Below are 14,800 nucleotides of genomic sequence, written 5' to 3'. Positions count from 1 at the left end.
ATGCCGACTAAAGTATTAGTAATAGGTGCCTGCGGGCAAATAGGTACAGAGCTTACCATGCGATTGAGAGAGATTTACGGAGGTGAGCAGGTGGTTGCTAGTGATATACGTGAGGGAAATGAAGAGTTAATGTCTTCTGGTCCTTTTGAGACGCTAGATGCTATGAATAAAAGTCAGATAGAAGATATATGCCTTCATTATGAAATTAATGAAGTGTATTTAATGGCTGCCATGTTAAGTGCTACTGGAGAAAAATTCCCTAAAAAAGCATGGAGTCTTAACATGGATTCTTTAATGCACGTGCTGGATATAGCAAAAGAAGGTAAGGTAGATAAGGTTTTCTGGCCGTCTAGTATAGCTGTTTTTGGACCTACTACACCTAGAGAAAATACAGGACAACATACGGTTATGGAACCTACCACGGTTTATGGTATAAGTAAGCAAACTGGTGAAAGATGGTGTGAGTACTATTCTAATAAGTATGGAGTGGATGTTAGGTCTATTAGATATCCTGGTCTTATTTCTTGGAAAACATTACCTGGTGGTGGTACTACAGACTATGCGGTAGATATTTTTCATAAAGCTGTTGCAGAGGGTTCTTATGATTGTTTTCTTAAAGAAGACACTGCTTTACCTATGATGTATATGGAAGATGCGGTAAGAGCAACTATAGAAATTATGCGTGCGCCTTTAAAAGAGATTAAGGAGCGTTCTTCTTATAATTTATCTGGTATGAGTTTTACTCCTGCTGCTATTGCTGAGGAGATTAAAAAGCATATTCCAGAATTTACTATAGAATATAATCCAGATTTTAGACAAGAAATTGCAGACAGCTGGCCTAGTTCTATTGATGACAGCGCAGCAAGAGAGGACTGGAACTGGAAACATGAGTATGACCTTGATAATATGGTTACAGAAATGCTATCTCACCTTAAATAATTAGAAAGTTCTAGAAGAGCTATCCTTATATTTGCAATAATTAAATAAAGATTATGTCGTTTTCAAGTTTATTTGAATCTGGAGAAAGTGCCAGAAATAAAAGTCATTTTGCAACTTTGGTAAATCTAGCCCAAGTGTCTGGAATGCATGAAGAAGAAAAAGTAGTGTTGAGTCGTTTTAAAGCGATCTTAGATATCTCTGATGCTGACTATGATAAGATAGTAGAAAATCCTAAAGCTTATCCTGTAACGCCTCCTAATACATCAGAAGAACGCATCCAGTGGTTGCATGATCTTTTCAAAGTAGTATTTGCAGACCACCATATGGAAGAGGCAGAGCATATTCTGTTGAAAAAATATGCTACTGCATTAGGTTATAATGATGAAGATGCTGAATACCTAGTAGAGCGTTCTATTCAAATATTTAATGGACATCTTAATCTTGAGGATTATAGACACTTATTAAACAAAGACAGATAAATTCCTGTTCTTAAAGGAATTTTTTAAGATTGAGCCTTTTATAGATGGTGTTTAACAACTCGTCATCTGTATAAGGCTTTTTTACTACATCTTTAAATCCTGCCTTACGGTAAGTTGCAATGTCTTCTTTACTTGTGCGCACGGTTAATGCAATAATAGGAATACTCTTATTCTTATCGTTTGCAAACTCTTTAATAATACCTATTAATTCTACGGCATCTATCTGAGAGATGCTAGAAGATATTAGAATAAGGTCATATTCATGCTTTTCTACAGCTTCTAATAATTCTTTAGGGTCTTTGTATACTACGGTGTCAAAGTTACCTGTACTCACAAGTACCTTTAAGGCGGTAAATTGTGTAGTGCTATTTTGGTCTGCAATAAGAACTCTTACTTTATCTGTAAAGTTATATTGTTGTGCTGTTTTAGTTTCTTTAACCGGTATTTCTACGTTGTGTAATGGAAAAGAGACTCTTATGTTTATAATTTGCTGAGTACTATTGTTGTCTATTTTTTTAATAGAAATACTACCATCCATTAGATCTACTAACTCTCTAACTATAGAAAAAGATAGTCCTTCTGGTTCTATTTTTTCTATATCTTTAACTAGGTGTCGGTTTTCTAGATCTTCTGGAACAAGTCCTTGATGGTGTACGACAAATCTTAAACTAGATTTACCAGCTCTTCTGTTGTTTTCTGAAATTTCTAATTTAATCTTATTACCGCTATTGTACAATAAAGCGTTTTCAATAAGATTACTTATAATTTGTTCTATTCTCCTTTTATCTCCTATTAAAAATTCAGGAACATCTTGTGAGACACTCATCTCAAAAATATTACTGGAGATGCTTATTTTTGAACTGAAATTAAGATGAATGCTTTCTATTAATTCTAGAAAAGAAAAAGGAGTGTTTATAATCTCTGGTTTTCCTTTTTTAAGTTGAGAAAGCTCTATAATATCGTCCATTAATTTTCTAAGCTTATCGCTTTGTTCATTAACAGCCTCGACTAATTTAGTTTGATCTAGATTTAATTCTCCTTTAAGTAATAGAGAGGAAAAGGCACTTATTAAAGTGAGTGGACTTCTCACCTCGTGTGCAAAATTCTGTATAAATTTAGTTTTAAACGCTTCTTTTTCATGAAGCATGTTGTTCTTTAATTCAAGAACTTCATTAAATATAAGGGACTCGTTACGCTTTTGTGCGATCTTTTGGATACGATCATAAAAGTCTGTGCGATCTCTTAAAATAATTACTCCGGTATTATCCTTATGAGTGATTACCTCTATATCATAAGAATGGTCGAACATGTTGACACAATCTAATTTTATGTGATCAGATTTGTGATCGAAATAAGTAATAAGAGATTCAAAAAAAGGATGAACATCTACTATTTGTGTTCCTTCAGTAAACTTTATTAAATTTTGGTCTGACTTTTTGATCCTACCTTGATCATCAATTGCTATAAATTGTACTTTTACTATAAAGTCTTTGTTGCTTTTATCTGGTATCATGCGATAAGCATTTTTGCCATTCTTTCAAATAAGCGTTGCACGTTGTTTCCTTCTTTTGCACTTATAAGTAAGTCTAAGAAGTCCATGTCTTCTTTCATTTGCGCTATGCTACCTTTGGCAAGTAAATCTGTTTTGTTTCCTACTGCTATTATAGGCACATTGCCGAATTGTTCATTCAGGTATGTTTTATGAGCCGCTAGATTCTCATATGTTTTAGGTCTAGTAATATCTGTAACGTAGATAAAACCATGAGTTCCTAGTAAATAGGCTTTTCTTATTTCTTCTATATCGTCAGTACCTTCTGTATCCCAGATGATAAGGTTTACTATGTTTTCCTGTATTTCTACAGTCTTCTTTAGTATATGTACACCTATAGTAACTTTGTAATCTTCAGAAAAAGTCTCGTCCACAAAACGACGTATAAGCGACGTTTTACCTACTCCAAAACTTCCTACTATAACTATTTTTTTTGATGTCATCTTATTTATTCCTCTGTGAATTTGTATGTTTTAAATCTGTCTAGTAATAAAGCTTCTAGAGCATCTCTATCGTGTAAGATACTTTTTTTGCTTATATCTTCACTAATTTCAAAATTAAAATTTTCTAATTCGTTTTCTAATCTTTCTGTAAATGTCCCACTTACTGCAGATGCAATGTAGTATTTGTGAAAACTATGTAGGTGTATTTCATAGAGATCGTATTCAATAGACTGAAGATCGTGATGGGTTTCTTTAAAAGCATCTTCTACAAATGCTTTTATGGCTGTAAGCATACCGCTTATCATGTCCTCATCTACAGTTTCTTTAGTCTGGTAGCTGCCTAAGAGTATTCCAGAACCTTTTTCTATAACAAATATTTGTTCTACATGTGCTTTGGCCAGGGCACTTATGATCATATCATTTTCTTTAACACCACTAAAGATAGACATTAATTTTCTCTTGATACCTTTACTAGAAAATGCTTCCTTAGTAGACTTATCTATGCTTTCTGAGAGCATTTTGATCTCGTTAGAGATGTATTTTTTAATCATTTTACCCAGTATAGGGTATAGAGCTTCAACTACTTCGTCTTTGGATTCTTGAATTTGAATCTTAAGGGTTTTTGTGATAGCTGGGCCTAATGTTTTAGGCATATTCAGGGTGTACTGTTCTAACTCTTCTCTTATGATAGGAGAAATCTTTTCTGAAAGCTTGTCTTTTTCTCTTAAAGTTTCTTCGAGAATAGAAATTTTAGTAGAAATGCTTTCAGCAAGTTGTCTGTCATCAGTAAGTAAAAGAGTGCGTAATAAGTCTAGCTTATCATCCTGATTAATCATTTTGTTTTAGGCTTTTATTTTTTTACCTAATTCAATTAATGCTTCACCTAGCATAGAACGACTCGTTTTGTCATCTTCCATACGGTCTAATCTATCATCCATCTTTGATTCTAAATCAGTAATGCGAATATTTAAATCAGTAGACAGGCTATCTATGCTTTTGTTCAATTCTTCACGAGTATCATCGATCATCTCGTTAAGCTCTTGACGTTTAGCTAAAAGGTCTTTCTTTAATAATTCAAATTCAGAATCGTATTGCTGTATATTCTCCCCAAAGATGAGGTTCTTTATCGCTTCAAGTTTAGAACTGCTATCTATAGATATTGCTGGTTCTTCAGCTTGTGATTTGTTATTGGCCATAAGGTTAATATTAATAAGCTAATTTAAGTAAAATTATCGAGGATATTTGGTCATGAATTCCTCTGCCTTTGCGACCATGTTTTTACTACCACAAAAGAATGGAACTCGTTGATGTAGCTCTGTAGGTTTAAGGTCTAGAATTCTTTCATGTCCATCACTAGCACTACCGCCAGCTTGCTCTGCTATAAAAGCCATAGGGTTACATTCATAAAGCAATCTCAGTTTTCCTTCTTTTGCTTTGGAACTCCTAGGGTACATATAAATACCACCCTTGATCATATTACGGTGTATGTCACTAACTAGACTACCTATATACCTGCTTGTATAAGGTCTGTCGCCTTCTTCGGTCTGACAGTATTTGATGTAATCTTTAACGCCTTGAGGGAAATGACTGTAGTTTCCTTCATTTACACTATAGATATTTCCATCATCTGGAAAAGTCATGTTAGGGTGAGATAAGTAATAAGTACCTAGCGATGGGTTAAGTGTAAAACCATTAACACCGTTACCAGTAGTATATACTAACATGGTAGAAGTACCGTAAATTATGTAACCAGCCGCAACCTGCATATTACCAGGTTGTAAAAAGTCCTCTAGTTGTACAGGTGTTCCTACCGGTGTAATTCTTCTATAAATAGAAAAAATAGTACCTACAGATACGTTTACATCGATGTTAGAACTACCATCCAGTGGGTCCATAGCAACCACGTATTTGTTACCGTGATCATTGCGCTGCCCTTCTATGGTGATAAAATCATCATTTTCTTCACTAGCAATACCACAAACTATTTGCCTTTTAGTTAGTGTTCTTATAAATGTATCGTTTGCAAATACATCTAGCTTCTGCTGGTCTTCACCTTGAGTGTTAATTTCACCAGCACTACCAGTTATATCTACTAGGCCAGCTTTGTTAACTTCGTGGTTGACCATCTTTGCAGCAAGCCTGATAGAGTTGATCAGTCTAGAGAGTTCTCCACTACTGTATTGAAAGTCATTTTGGTTTTCAATAATAAATTCTCCTAAGGATTGATTCTTTGTAGCCATAATTTGATAAGTTGTGCAAATATCTTAATAAAAACGCTGCCCCTACAACGTTGTATAGGATAGTTTTTAGATTTCTTTAAAATTGGTCAATTATATTTACATCAAAATTCACCTTATGATAGAAGTTAGAGAGGCCGTTAAAGAAGATTTCCCTAGAGTTATTGAGCTTATTACAGAGCTTGCTGTTTTTGAAAACGAGCCCGATGCTGTAGATATTACTGTAAAAGACCTAGAAGAACACGGGCTAGGTGAGTCCAGTTTATTTAAATGTTTTGTAGGTTTACATGAAGGTCAGATAGAAGGAATAAGTTTGTGTTATCCACGTTTTTCTACATGGAAAGGTAAAACCATTCATCTAGAAGATTTAATAGTTACAGAAAAAATGAGAGGTAAAGGCCTAGGTAAAGCGCTTTATGATAAGGTAATGCACTATGCTTATGATCAAAATGTGGGTCGTGTAGAATGGGTAGTTTTAGACTGGAATACTAACGCTATAGAATTTTATGAAAAGTCTGGAGCTACTATTGATAAAGAATGGTACCTAGCTCAAATGGATAAAAAATCATTAAAAGCTTACATTAACAAATAGATGAGGATATTTAAATTTGGTGGTGCGTCAGTAAAAGATGCCTCAGCAGTGCGCAACGTTTTAAATGTATTGCAAACTACAGGTATAGAAGATTTAGGTATAGTGGTTTCTGCAATGGGAAAAACTACTAATGCTCTAGAAGTTATTATCGCTACCTATCAAGAGAATGATGCCAGTTATCTCTCGCTTATTGACGATTTGTATGACCAACATTTAAAAATTATTGAAGATCTAGAGGTGCCAGTACCTGGTATGGAAGATTTATGGTTGTCTCGCTTTCGCGAAAGCGGAATTAAAAAAGACATAAAAGCAATAATAGAGTCTCTCAAAGGTGAAATGCTACGCAATCAGAGTAAAAATTATAGTTTCTTATATGATCAAGTCGTGTGTCATGGAGAGTTGCTTTCTACAAGAATCGTTTCGGCTTTTATGAATGCTTGTGGTATTCCTACGGTGTGGAAAGACGCCAGGCAATTGATAAAAACAGATCATAAATATCGTGATGCTGGTGTGGACTGGAAAAAAAGCGGAAAACTCATATCTCAATCCTGTCAGGGACAATTGTTCATTACACAAGGTTTTATAGGGTCTGATGATAATGGTTTTACCACAACACTAGGTAGAGAAGGTAGTGATTACACTGCAGCTATTCTTGCCTACTGTCTTAATGCAAAAAACGTGACTATATGGAAAGATGTTCCTGGTGTTCTCAATGCAGATCCTAGAGTTTTTAAAAACACCGTTTTACTTAATAAAATGCCTTATAACGAGGCGATAGAATTAGCATTTTACGGTGCGTCTGTGATACATCCTAAAACATTACAACCATTACAAGGTAAGAAGATACCTCTTTATGTAAAATCTTTTATTAATCCTACAAAAGAGGGTACGGTCATTACGTCTGTAGAGACTATAGAGCCTTTGATACCTTGTTATATCGTGAGAAAAGAAATGGTTTTTCTCAAGATTTCTTCTAGGGATTTTAGTTTTATAGGAGAGAATAATATATCTGATATTTTTCAAGAACTAAGCGTTCATAAAATGCAAGTAGGGCTGTTGCAAAACAGTGCAATTAGTTTTTCAATTTGTGTAGAAGATAAATATCATAAAATTAATGAGCTAGTTAACGATCTAGAATCGCGTTATAAAGTGAGTTATGTAGAAGATGTATCACTCTATACAGTAAGACATTATGATGGAGATTCTGTAGAAATGATAGAGTCAGATAAAAAAGTTTTATTGAAGCAACGTGCACAAGAAACACTTCAGTTGATCGTTAAGGAATAGTCGGTTTACAATTATCTTATATTTGTAAACTTATTACTAACCAACTTTTATGGGAATTGTTAATGCAAAAGAGGTAGCCAAAGCTATCAATATAGATAAGTACGGTTTTCTAGGTACCCTAGGAGGCTGGTCACTTATGAAGTTATTGCGCATCTCTACTCTTAATAAGTTATACAATAGACACAAGGATAAAAGTTCTACAGTATTTTTAAATGCACTTCTAGAAGATTTAAAAATTGAGTTTGAAATTCCTGAAGAAGATTTAAGACGTATTCCTAAAACAGGTGCGTTTATAACTATTTCTAATCATCCACTAGGTGGAGTAGATGGTATTCTTCTTTTAAAACTTCTTTTAGAACGCAGGCCTGATTATAAGATAATAGCAAATTTTTTACTGCACCGTATAGAGCCGTTAAAGCCTTATATAATGCCTGTAAATCCATTTGAAGATCATAAAGATGCAAAGTCTAGTACGGCTGGTTTTATGCAGGCTATTAGGCATTTAAAAAGTGATTTGCCATTAGGTATCTTTCCTGCTGGAGAGGTGTCAACCTATAAGGACGGTACACTTATGGTAGATAAAAAATGGGAAGAAAGCGCTATGAAATTAGTTCAAAGAGCTGAGGTGCCTGTTATTCCTATTTACTTTCATGCAAAAAACAGTCAGTTATTTTACAGACTTGCAAAATTATCGTCCGTTTTTAGAACTGCAAAATTACCGTCAGAAGTTTTATCACAAAAACGACGTGTGATTAAAGTGAGGATAGGAAACCCTATTTCTGTTAAAGCACAAAAAGAACACAACAGGCTAGAAGACTTTACAGACTTCTTACGCAAGAAAACGTATATGCTCTCTAAGGCATATGATAAGGAAGCTAAGAAGTTAAGCGACATTCCTAAAACTATTAAATTAACTAAAACGCCTAAAAAAATTATCGATACAGTAGATCAAAATGCGATGATTAAAGAGGTGGAAAAGCTTCGTATAAAAGGTGATAAACGATTATTAGAATCTAAGAACTACGAGGTTTTCTTAGCTAGAAAAAATGATATCCCTAATATTCTTAAGGAATTAGGTAGGTTAAGAGAGATTACCTTTAGAGCGATAGGAGAAGGGACTAATAACGCTACAGATCTAGATCACTATGACGAGTACTACCATCAAATGTTTTTATGGGATCGCGATGCAAACCGTATTGCAGGAGCATACCGTATGGGTATGGGTAGTGAGATAAGTAAAGCTTATGGGTTAGAAGGTTTCTATCTTAATGAGTTATTTAAATTTGAGCCAGAGCTGCATAAAATGATGAGCGAGTCCATAGAAATGGGGCGCGCTTTTATTATAAAAGAATACCAGTTAAAGCCTATGCCTTTATTCCTTTTATGGAAAGGTATCGTGCATTGTACTCTTAGATTTCCCGAGCATAAATATCTAATAGGTGGTGTGAGTATCAGTAATAAGTTTTCTAATTTCTCTAAGTCATTGATGATAGAGTTTATGAAGAGTAATTACTACGATCCTTATGTTGCGCAGTACATTACACCAAAACAAGAGTTTAAAGTAAAGCTAGAAGATGCCGACAAGGATTTTATATTTGACGAGAGCGAGGCAGATCTTAATAAATTTGACAAAATCATTGACGAGTTAGAGCCTAACGAGTTAAGATTACCGGTATTAATAAAGAAGTACGTAAAGCAAAACGCAAAAGTGGTAGCTTTTAATGTAGATCCTTTATTTAATAATGCAGTAGATGGATTGATGTATATACGTATAGCAGATTTACCAGAAAGTACTGTAAAGCCAGTCTTAGAAGAATTTCAGGCAGAGATGGAATCTAAATATTTTTCTAAGCAGGATGATGATAAAGTAGAAGATAAATCTTAAACAGAATTATACTTTGAATTTTAAATTTTTATTACTCTTAATTCTCCCACTTTCTCTAAGTGCACAGCAAATAAAAGGAACCGTTTACGACGCTGTGACTAATGAAACACTTGCATCTGTAAATGTCTATTTTTCTGGAACATCAAAAGGTACTATCACTGATTTTGATGGGAATTTTGAAATTCCTTATTATGATAATAGTCAAAGTGTTTTTACAATTAGCTTATTAGGTTATGTCTCTCAATCTTTTAATGACCCTTTACATACAGATTTTTCTAACATAAGATTACAACCTAAAGTAGGAGAATTGCCAGCTGTATTTCTTAATCCAGATCCATGGAGTAGAGAGAAGAAAGAACAATATTTTATCAAACAGTTCTTAGGAACTACTTTAATTGCAAAGCAGTGTACCATTCTTAATCTAGATAAAGTTAAGATGAGGTTTAATCCATCTACTGGTAAGATGATAGCCTTTGCTCAAGAACCAGTATTGATAGAAAACAGAGATTTAAATTACCTTGTAACTTATGATTTAACCGATTTTGAGATTACGTTTGAAAGTATAAGCTTAGATAATATGCGTATTACTGGTGATTTTGAAACTCCTACTCATAGAATGGTGTCTTCTTTCTTTGTAGGTAGTGCTTTTTTTAAAGAGTTAGATGAAAGTAAAGCTAATAAAGGTTGGGTAAAACGCCACCGCAAGCGAGCTTATAAAGTGTCAGAGGTGCGTTTATTTAAATTAATGGCTTTAGGAGAGTTTGAAAAAGAGGGTTATAAGTTGTTCTTCAAAAGAAAAAAGGTCTCTTTTGATAAACATGTGAGGAGTAGAAAGCGAGGTGATAAGTATCTATTAGATTTTAGAGAGACTCAATATGATATTATGGATTCTAAGAATTTCCAGTCTGCGATATATTTAGAAGACCCTACATTAATAGTTTCTGGATCTGGTAATGTGATTAATTACCATGTACTCAAAACAGGTGGTTTTGTATCTTATTTAAAAGTGTCTGGTATGCTGCCTCTAGATTATGAATTAAAGTAATCTAGTCTTTCTTTATTTTCTTTTGCAAGTGATTTTCTGCGAATTCAATACAGTAATTTTGTAATTCCTTACGACTCGCTTTAAATGCTTGTTTAACCTCTTTGTTAGTACCGTTTACTTCATCAAGGTTATCCATGTCCAGATGGAATATTTGAGCTCTTTTAGCAGTTTTAACAGCTAGGTCATTTGCTTTTCTAGAAAAAGTAAATATATAGTCAAAAGTGATTTCTTCTATATCTTCAAAACTCTTTCTTGATTGTTCTACTGGTATACCTAAAGAATCCATAACCTTAAGGGTCATCTCGTTTATAGGCAAAGGTTTTAAACCGGCACTAATTACCTTCGTTTTCTTGGAACTGTAATAGTCTAAAAACCCTTGAGCCATAGGCCCTAATGTAGAGTTAGTGGTACTGAGAACTAATATTTTTAAAGCCATGTGTTGAACATTCTAACCTCTGGTAGTTGTAATGTTAAGGCAAAGTTAAGACCATTAATTCGTGCACACAAAAAAAGGTCTTAAACTTAACATTTAAGACCTTATTTATCTGTTAATCAGTAAGTGTTAAAACCAACCTTTTTTACCTACTTGATACGTTTGATAAAATTCTTCATCTGATTTTGTAAGGTAAATAATTCCTTCTATGACACCTATTATACCTGCAAAACCACATGTTAATATACCTGCAATTAGTTGAATAATACCTTCTTGATTGTATCCTAGTATGAACTTATGTACTCCAAAGCCTCCAAGTAGAATTCCTAAGATGCCTGCCATAACTTTCTTGTTCTCCTGATTGTTCATTGTTTGGTTAAAACCTTGTTGAAAATCCTTTGCACTTTCTTTTGCTCCTTGAGATGCTTGATTAAATGTTTCCTTTGCAGACTCTGCTGCGTTATCAAAACTGTTTTTTGAACTATCGTATCCCTCTGTACTCATGTTTGTTATTTTTGATTAGTTTTTTGTAAATGTATGTTATTTTTCAAATAGATGCTCATTGATCGGTTCCCAAAGTTCTACTTTACGGCCATCACAGTCTATAATCCAGCCAAATTTACCGTAATCAAATTCTTGAATCTCTCCTGCTATTTCAACATCGTTTTCTCTCAGTTCGTTTATTAATCCATGTAGATCATGTACTCTGTAATTGATCATGAATTCTTGTTCTCCTGGCTCAAAGTAATTACTATCTTTCTTAAAAGGACTCCATTGCTGGCTCGCTTTTTTATCTAGCGCCACACTATCTGCTTGCCAGAAGGTGCAGCCATAATCATCTACCGGTAGGCCTAAGTGCTTTTCATACCACGCTTTAGTCACTGCGGTATCTTTACATTTAAAAAATATACCGCCTATTCCTGTTACTTTTTTCATGCCGTCTTGTGATTTGCAATTATTTTATCAGCTATAACTTCTGCTAGTTTATACTTAGATTCTACGGTCCATCCAGCTACATGAGGACTTAAAAGAACATTTTCCATTTCTAGCAGTTCTTTAAATGCTTGAGGTATTTCACTGTCGCGAAAAAGAGATTCAAAAGAACCCTTCTCATACTCTAACACATCTAACCCTGCAGCTAGAATTTTACTTGTTTTTAATCCAGCTACTAGATCTTCCGTAACAACAGATTTACCTCTAGCGGTATTAATTAAATAAAAAGGCTTTTTAAAAGCAGCAATAAAAGCTGCGTCTATCATCTTTACAGTTAGCGGTGTTTGAGGTGTATGTAAACTTAACACGTCAGACTGTTCTTGTAATTCTTTGAGAGAGACCTGCTGGCTATTCTTATCTCCTACATTTTGCTTAATGTCATAGCAAATTACCTTACAGTCAAAGCCAGAGAGCTTTTTTGCAAATGCTTTTCCCATATTACCATAACCTATAAGACCTACCGTTTTACCATCTAACTCTACACCGCGATTTTCTTCTCTATGCCATAAACCAGAGCGTACTTCTTTATCTCCTTTGTTTAAGTGATTAAATAAAGAGAGCAACATACCTAGAGCGTGTTCTCCTACGGCATTTCTATTTCCCTCTGGCGCGTTATAACAGGCGATGTTATTAGCTGCCGTATAATCTAGATCTATGTTTTCTAGTCCAGCACCTACACGACCTATGCATTTCAAATGAGTTGCTGCACTTAAAAATTCACGATCTATAGGAAAGCGACTGCGTACTACAATGCCATCATAGGTATCGATAACTTTCATGATTTCTTCCTTTGAAGAAGTAAAGTCAAAGTAATTTTCAAAACCAGCCTCTCCTAGCTTTTTTGCTAGAATATCATGGTTGCTATCTAGGTGGAGTATTTTCATAAAGAGTCATTAATTAAGATGGAGAGAGATAAAATTAGATTTGGCATCAATTGCGCAATAACAGTTCATCAAACTTCCACCATGTTCAGTTCAGTTTCAAAATCATATTGAAGATCTTCATGCAAGGTAGAGATACGAGTTCTTATCAATATAATTTGTCTTGCCATTAAATCTCTCATAGTTTTACTGCGCATCACCTGTGGATGTGTCTCGCGCATTAAACGACAGAAATGAATAAGCACAGCCACCTCTGTCTCTTTATTTCCAGAGTAGCGCACATATTTTTTTGCCTCACGCAGTATTTTGCGCACTCCTTTTTGTAAACGATAATTATTAGAAGTGTTAAGTGCTAGAAACATAGTGTCCATTAAGGTCTTTACATTTACTACATAATCATCTTCATCATTAGACTCAAAAAGCAAGTAGGTAAGTAGTTCTTTGTTTTCTTTTTTAAATCTAGAAAGGCGCAAGATTATCTTCATCAAGTCCTCTTCAGACCTGAATTTAAGTTCTTCCTTTAGTTCTTTTACAGTTGCCGTTTTCATAAAGTGAAGATAAGTAATGGATGCTACTTTTTACTTAATCTTATGCTAGAAATACTTTGTGATCTTTTTGATCTCGCTTTCGCGAAAGCGGAATAAAAATCTATAATCTAGATACCTATTATAGCCTTTGCAATCATGAAATAGATGAGAATTCCAAATATATCGTTACTGGTGGTAATAAATGGGCCAGTTGCTAGTGCTGGATCTATTCCTCTTTTATGCAATGCAAGCGGTACAAATGTACCTACTAGTCCAGCAACTATGATCACAACAAAAAGTGATGTAGAGATCGCGATAGATGTGAATATCTCCCCTTTGGTAGCAAATGTATAAGCAAATAAAAGTATAGCGAGTATGACACCGTTTAACATCGCGAGAAGTATTTCTTTAATTAATCGATTTCCTATACTTCCTTTGAGGTCGTCGTTTGCAATACCTTGTACTATAATAGCGCTAGATTGCACACCTACGTTACCAGCCATAGCGGCTATAAGTGGTGTAAAGAAAAAGAGTACGGCGTGTTTTTCAAATATTTCTTCAAAACCGCCCATAATAGCTGCAGCACCTATACCACCTAGAAGTCCTAGAACGAGCCATGGTAGTCGTGCTTTAGTCAGTTCCCAGATGCTATCGTTAGCCTCTACGTCTTGTGATATACCACTGGCTAGTTGGTAATCTTTTTCTGCCTCTTCTGTAATAAAATCTACAATATCATCTATGGTAATGCGACCTACTAGTCGGTCTAACTCATCAACTACAGGTATGGCTTCTAGGTCATACTTACGCATGATACGAGATACTTCTTCACCTGGTGTGTTTACGGTTACAAAATCTACTTTGGGAATATAAACGTCTTTTATAGGTGTGTCTTCCTTACTAGTTAGTAAATCTTTTAAAGAGAGTCTTCCTTTCAGTTTATTGTTGTTATCTACTACATAGATAGAGTGTACACGTGTTACATTTTCTGCTTGTGCACGCATCTCGCTCACGCAACCGGTAACGCTCCAGTTCTCGTTAACTCTCACGAGTTCTTTGGCCATAAGTCCACCGGCACTGTTTTCTTCATAGCGCAATAGATCTACTATGTCCTCAGCATGTTGCTCATCTACGAGCTCATTGATTACAGATTGTGCTACGTCTTCAGATAGTTCATTAAGAATATCTGCCGCATCATCGGTATCCATTTCTTCTAGCTCTCCAGCTATTTCTTTAGGAGATAATGCGTTAAGGATGCGGTCTCTTTGTGCCTCGTCTAGCTCCATGAGAGCTTCAGACGTTTTTTCAGAATCTAGTAACTTTACTATAAAGACGGCATCTTCTAGATTAAGTTCGTCTATAATCTCTGCTATGTCTGCAAAGTGTAGTTCTTCTAGAATATGTTCTAGCTTTTTAGTATCACTGACTTCAATAAGTGATTTTACTTCTTCAAGAAAGTCTTTGGTGATATTAAATTGCATGATTCTTACTTAAGCTAGCAAAGATAATTTTT

Annotated in this window: 17 protein-coding genes; 6 read left to right on the top strand and 11 right to left on the bottom strand. The window is 34.7% G+C overall.

Annotation, left to right across the window (positions count from 1 at the left end; all coding sequences use genetic code 11):
• Together LY01_RS00875 and LY01_RS00870 are read left to right on the top strand one after the other, a co-directional pair.
• Complete coding sequence (locus tag LY01_RS00875) at window positions 1-939, top strand: NAD-dependent epimerase/dehydratase family protein (protein ID WP_104513930.1); 939 nt, start codon at window positions 1-3, stop codon at window positions 937-939.
• Between the two features lie 53 nt (window positions 940-992).
• Window positions 993-1,418 carry a tellurite resistance TerB family protein gene (locus LY01_RS00870; RefSeq protein WP_104513929.1) on the top strand — a complete coding sequence of 142 codons (426 nt, stop codon included), beginning with the start codon at window positions 993-995 and terminating at the stop codon, window positions 1,416-1,418.
• Window positions 1,419-1,428: 10 nt separating this feature from the next.
• Here the strand turns inward: LY01_RS00870 and LY01_RS00865 are convergent, their stop codons facing one another.
• The 5 genes from LY01_RS00865 to fbp are packed head-to-tail and all read right to left on the bottom strand — an operon-like array spanning window position 1,429 to window position 5,650.
• Window positions 1,429-2,931, bottom strand: a complete 1,503-nt coding sequence (locus LY01_RS00865; protein WP_104513928.1) for a hybrid sensor histidine kinase/response regulator — start codon at window positions 2,929-2,931, stop codon at window positions 1,429-1,431.
• Entirely contained in the window at window positions 2,928-3,410 is a 483-nt protein-coding gene (locus tag LY01_RS00860; protein WP_104513927.1) for a Rab family GTPase, read from the bottom strand. The genes LY01_RS00865 and LY01_RS00860 overlap by 4 nt, the downstream gene beginning before the upstream one ends.
• A gap of 5 nt (window positions 3,411-3,415) precedes the next feature.
• Complete coding sequence (locus LY01_RS00855; protein ID WP_104513926.1) at window positions 3,416-4,246, bottom strand: cell envelope biogenesis protein OmpA; 831 nt, start codon at window positions 4,244-4,246, stop codon at window positions 3,416-3,418.
• Between the two features lie 6 nt (window positions 4,247-4,252).
• Window positions 4,253-4,606, bottom strand: a complete 354-nt coding sequence (locus tag LY01_RS00850; RefSeq protein WP_104513925.1) for a fructose 1,6-bisphosphatase — start codon at window positions 4,604-4,606, stop codon at window positions 4,253-4,255.
• Window positions 4,607-4,639: 33 nt separating this feature from the next.
• Window positions 4,640-5,650 carry a class 1 fructose-bisphosphatase gene (fbp, locus tag LY01_RS00845; protein ID WP_104513924.1) on the bottom strand — a complete coding sequence of 337 codons (1,011 nt, stop codon included), beginning with the start codon at window positions 5,648-5,650 and terminating at the stop codon, window positions 4,640-4,642.
• A 115-nt stretch (window positions 5,651-5,765) separates the two neighbouring features.
• Between fbp and LY01_RS00840 the strand changes: the two genes are divergently transcribed.
• The 4 genes from LY01_RS00840 to LY01_RS00825 are packed head-to-tail and all read left to right on the top strand — an operon-like array spanning window position 5,766 to window position 10,456.
• Window positions 5,766-6,239 (top strand): GNAT family N-acetyltransferase, encoded by a 474-nt coding sequence (locus LY01_RS00840; protein WP_104513923.1) that lies wholly within the window; start codon window positions 5,766-5,768, stop codon window positions 6,237-6,239.
• Window positions 6,240-7,526, top strand: a complete 1,287-nt coding sequence (locus LY01_RS00835) for an aspartate kinase (RefSeq protein ID WP_104513922.1) — start codon at window positions 6,240-6,242, stop codon at window positions 7,524-7,526.
• A 49-nt stretch (window positions 7,527-7,575) separates the two neighbouring features.
• Window positions 7,576-9,411 (top strand): GNAT family N-acyltransferase, encoded by a 1,836-nt coding sequence (locus tag LY01_RS00830; protein WP_104513921.1) that lies wholly within the window; start codon window positions 7,576-7,578, stop codon window positions 9,409-9,411.
• 13 nt (window positions 9,412-9,424) lie between these two features.
• Window positions 9,425-10,456, top strand: a complete 1,032-nt coding sequence (locus tag LY01_RS00825; RefSeq protein WP_170034455.1) for a carboxypeptidase-like regulatory domain-containing protein — start codon at window positions 9,425-9,427, stop codon at window positions 10,454-10,456.
• 1 nt (window position 10,457) lies between these two features.
• Here the strand turns inward: LY01_RS00825 and LY01_RS00820 are convergent, their stop codons facing one another.
• The 6 genes from LY01_RS00820 to mgtE all read right to left on the bottom strand — a co-directional run bounded on the left by LY01_RS00820 (window position 10,458) and on the right by mgtE (window position 14,768).
• Window positions 10,458-10,892: an arsenate-mycothiol transferase ArsC gene (locus LY01_RS00820; RefSeq protein ID WP_104513919.1), complete on the bottom strand. Its 435-nt coding sequence runs from the start codon at window positions 10,890-10,892 to the stop codon at window positions 10,458-10,460.
• Between the two features lie 126 nt (window positions 10,893-11,018).
• Window positions 11,019-11,393 carry a TM2 domain-containing protein gene (locus tag LY01_RS00815; protein WP_104513918.1) on the bottom strand — a complete coding sequence of 125 codons (375 nt, stop codon included), beginning with the start codon at window positions 11,391-11,393 and terminating at the stop codon, window positions 11,019-11,021.
• 36 nt (window positions 11,394-11,429) lie between these two features.
• A complete protein-coding gene (locus LY01_RS00810) occupies window positions 11,430-11,825 on the bottom strand; it encodes a VOC family protein (RefSeq protein WP_104513917.1) in 396 nt (131 codons plus the stop codon).
• Window positions 11,822-12,766 (bottom strand): 2-hydroxyacid dehydrogenase, encoded by a 945-nt coding sequence (locus LY01_RS00805; protein ID WP_104513916.1) that lies wholly within the window; start codon window positions 12,764-12,766, stop codon window positions 11,822-11,824. Before LY01_RS00805 ends, LY01_RS00810 begins: the two co-directional genes overlap by 4 nt.
• A 68-nt stretch (window positions 12,767-12,834) precedes the next feature.
• A complete protein-coding gene (locus tag LY01_RS00800) occupies window positions 12,835-13,311 on the bottom strand; it encodes a hypothetical protein (protein WP_104513915.1) in 477 nt (158 codons plus the stop codon).
• Between the two features lie 107 nt (window positions 13,312-13,418).
• On the bottom strand, window positions 13,419-14,768 hold the full coding sequence (gene mgtE / locus LY01_RS00795; protein ID WP_104513914.1) for a magnesium transporter: 1,350 nt from the start codon (window positions 14,766-14,768) through the stop codon (window positions 13,419-13,421).
• Between the last annotated feature and the right edge of the window lie 32 nt (window positions 14,769-14,800).

The sequence above is a fragment of the Nonlabens xylanidelens genome, assembly GCF_002934445.1.
GTDB lineage: Bacteria > Bacteroidota > Bacteroidia > Flavobacteriales > Flavobacteriaceae > Nonlabens > Nonlabens xylanidelens.
Note: the sequence above shows the minus strand (reverse complement) of the source record. Positions and strands in the feature narration are given on the sequence as shown.

What these genes read in the sequence shown, in the direction of transcription:
- LY01_RS00875 (WP_104513930.1), top strand. Translation starts at nt 1, where the DNA reads ATGCCGACTAAAGTATTAGTAATAGGTGCCTGCGGGCAAATAGGTACA.
- LY01_RS00870 (WP_104513929.1), top strand. Translation starts at nt 993, where the DNA reads ATGTCGTTTTCAAGTTTATTTGAATCTGGAGAAAGTGCCAGAAATAAA.
- LY01_RS00865 (WP_104513928.1), bottom strand. Translation starts at nt 2,931, where the DNA reads ATGATACCAGATAAAAGCAACAAAGACTTTATAGTAAAAGTACAATTT.
- LY01_RS00860 (WP_104513927.1), bottom strand. Translation starts at nt 3,410, where the DNA reads ATGACATCAAAAAAAATAGTTATAGTAGGAAGTTTTGGAGTAGGTAAA.
- LY01_RS00855 (WP_104513926.1), bottom strand. Translation starts at nt 4,246, where the DNA reads ATGATTAATCAGGATGATAAGCTAGACTTATTACGCACTCTTTTACTT.
- LY01_RS00850 (WP_104513925.1), bottom strand. Translation starts at nt 4,606, where the DNA reads ATGGCCAATAACAAATCACAAGCTGAAGAACCAGCAATATCTATAGAT.
- fbp (WP_104513924.1), bottom strand. Translation starts at nt 5,650, where the DNA reads ATGGCTACAAAGAATCAATCCTTAGGAGAATTTATTATTGAAAACCAA.
- LY01_RS00840 (WP_104513923.1), top strand. Translation starts at nt 5,766, where the DNA reads ATGATAGAAGTTAGAGAGGCCGTTAAAGAAGATTTCCCTAGAGTTATT.
- LY01_RS00835 (WP_104513922.1), top strand. Translation starts at nt 6,240, where the DNA reads ATGAGGATATTTAAATTTGGTGGTGCGTCAGTAAAAGATGCCTCAGCA.
- LY01_RS00830 (WP_104513921.1), top strand. Translation starts at nt 7,576, where the DNA reads ATGGGAATTGTTAATGCAAAAGAGGTAGCCAAAGCTATCAATATAGAT.
- LY01_RS00820 (WP_104513919.1), bottom strand. Translation starts at nt 10,892, where the DNA reads ATGGCTTTAAAAATATTAGTTCTCAGTACCACTAACTCTACATTAGGG.
- LY01_RS00815 (WP_104513918.1), bottom strand. Translation starts at nt 11,393, where the DNA reads ATGAGTACAGAGGGATACGATAGTTCAAAAAACAGTTTTGATAACGCA.
- LY01_RS00810 (WP_104513917.1), bottom strand. Translation starts at nt 11,825, where the DNA reads ATGAAAAAAGTAACAGGAATAGGCGGTATATTTTTTAAATGTAAAGAT.
- LY01_RS00805 (WP_104513916.1), bottom strand. Translation starts at nt 12,766, where the DNA reads ATGAAAATACTCCACCTAGATAGCAACCATGATATTCTAGCAAAAAAG.
- LY01_RS00800 (WP_104513915.1), bottom strand. Translation starts at nt 13,311, where the DNA reads ATGAAAACGGCAACTGTAAAAGAACTAAAGGAAGAACTTAAATTCAGG.
- mgtE (WP_104513914.1), bottom strand. Translation starts at nt 14,768, where the DNA reads ATGCAATTTAATATCACCAAAGACTTTCTTGAAGAAGTAAAATCACTT.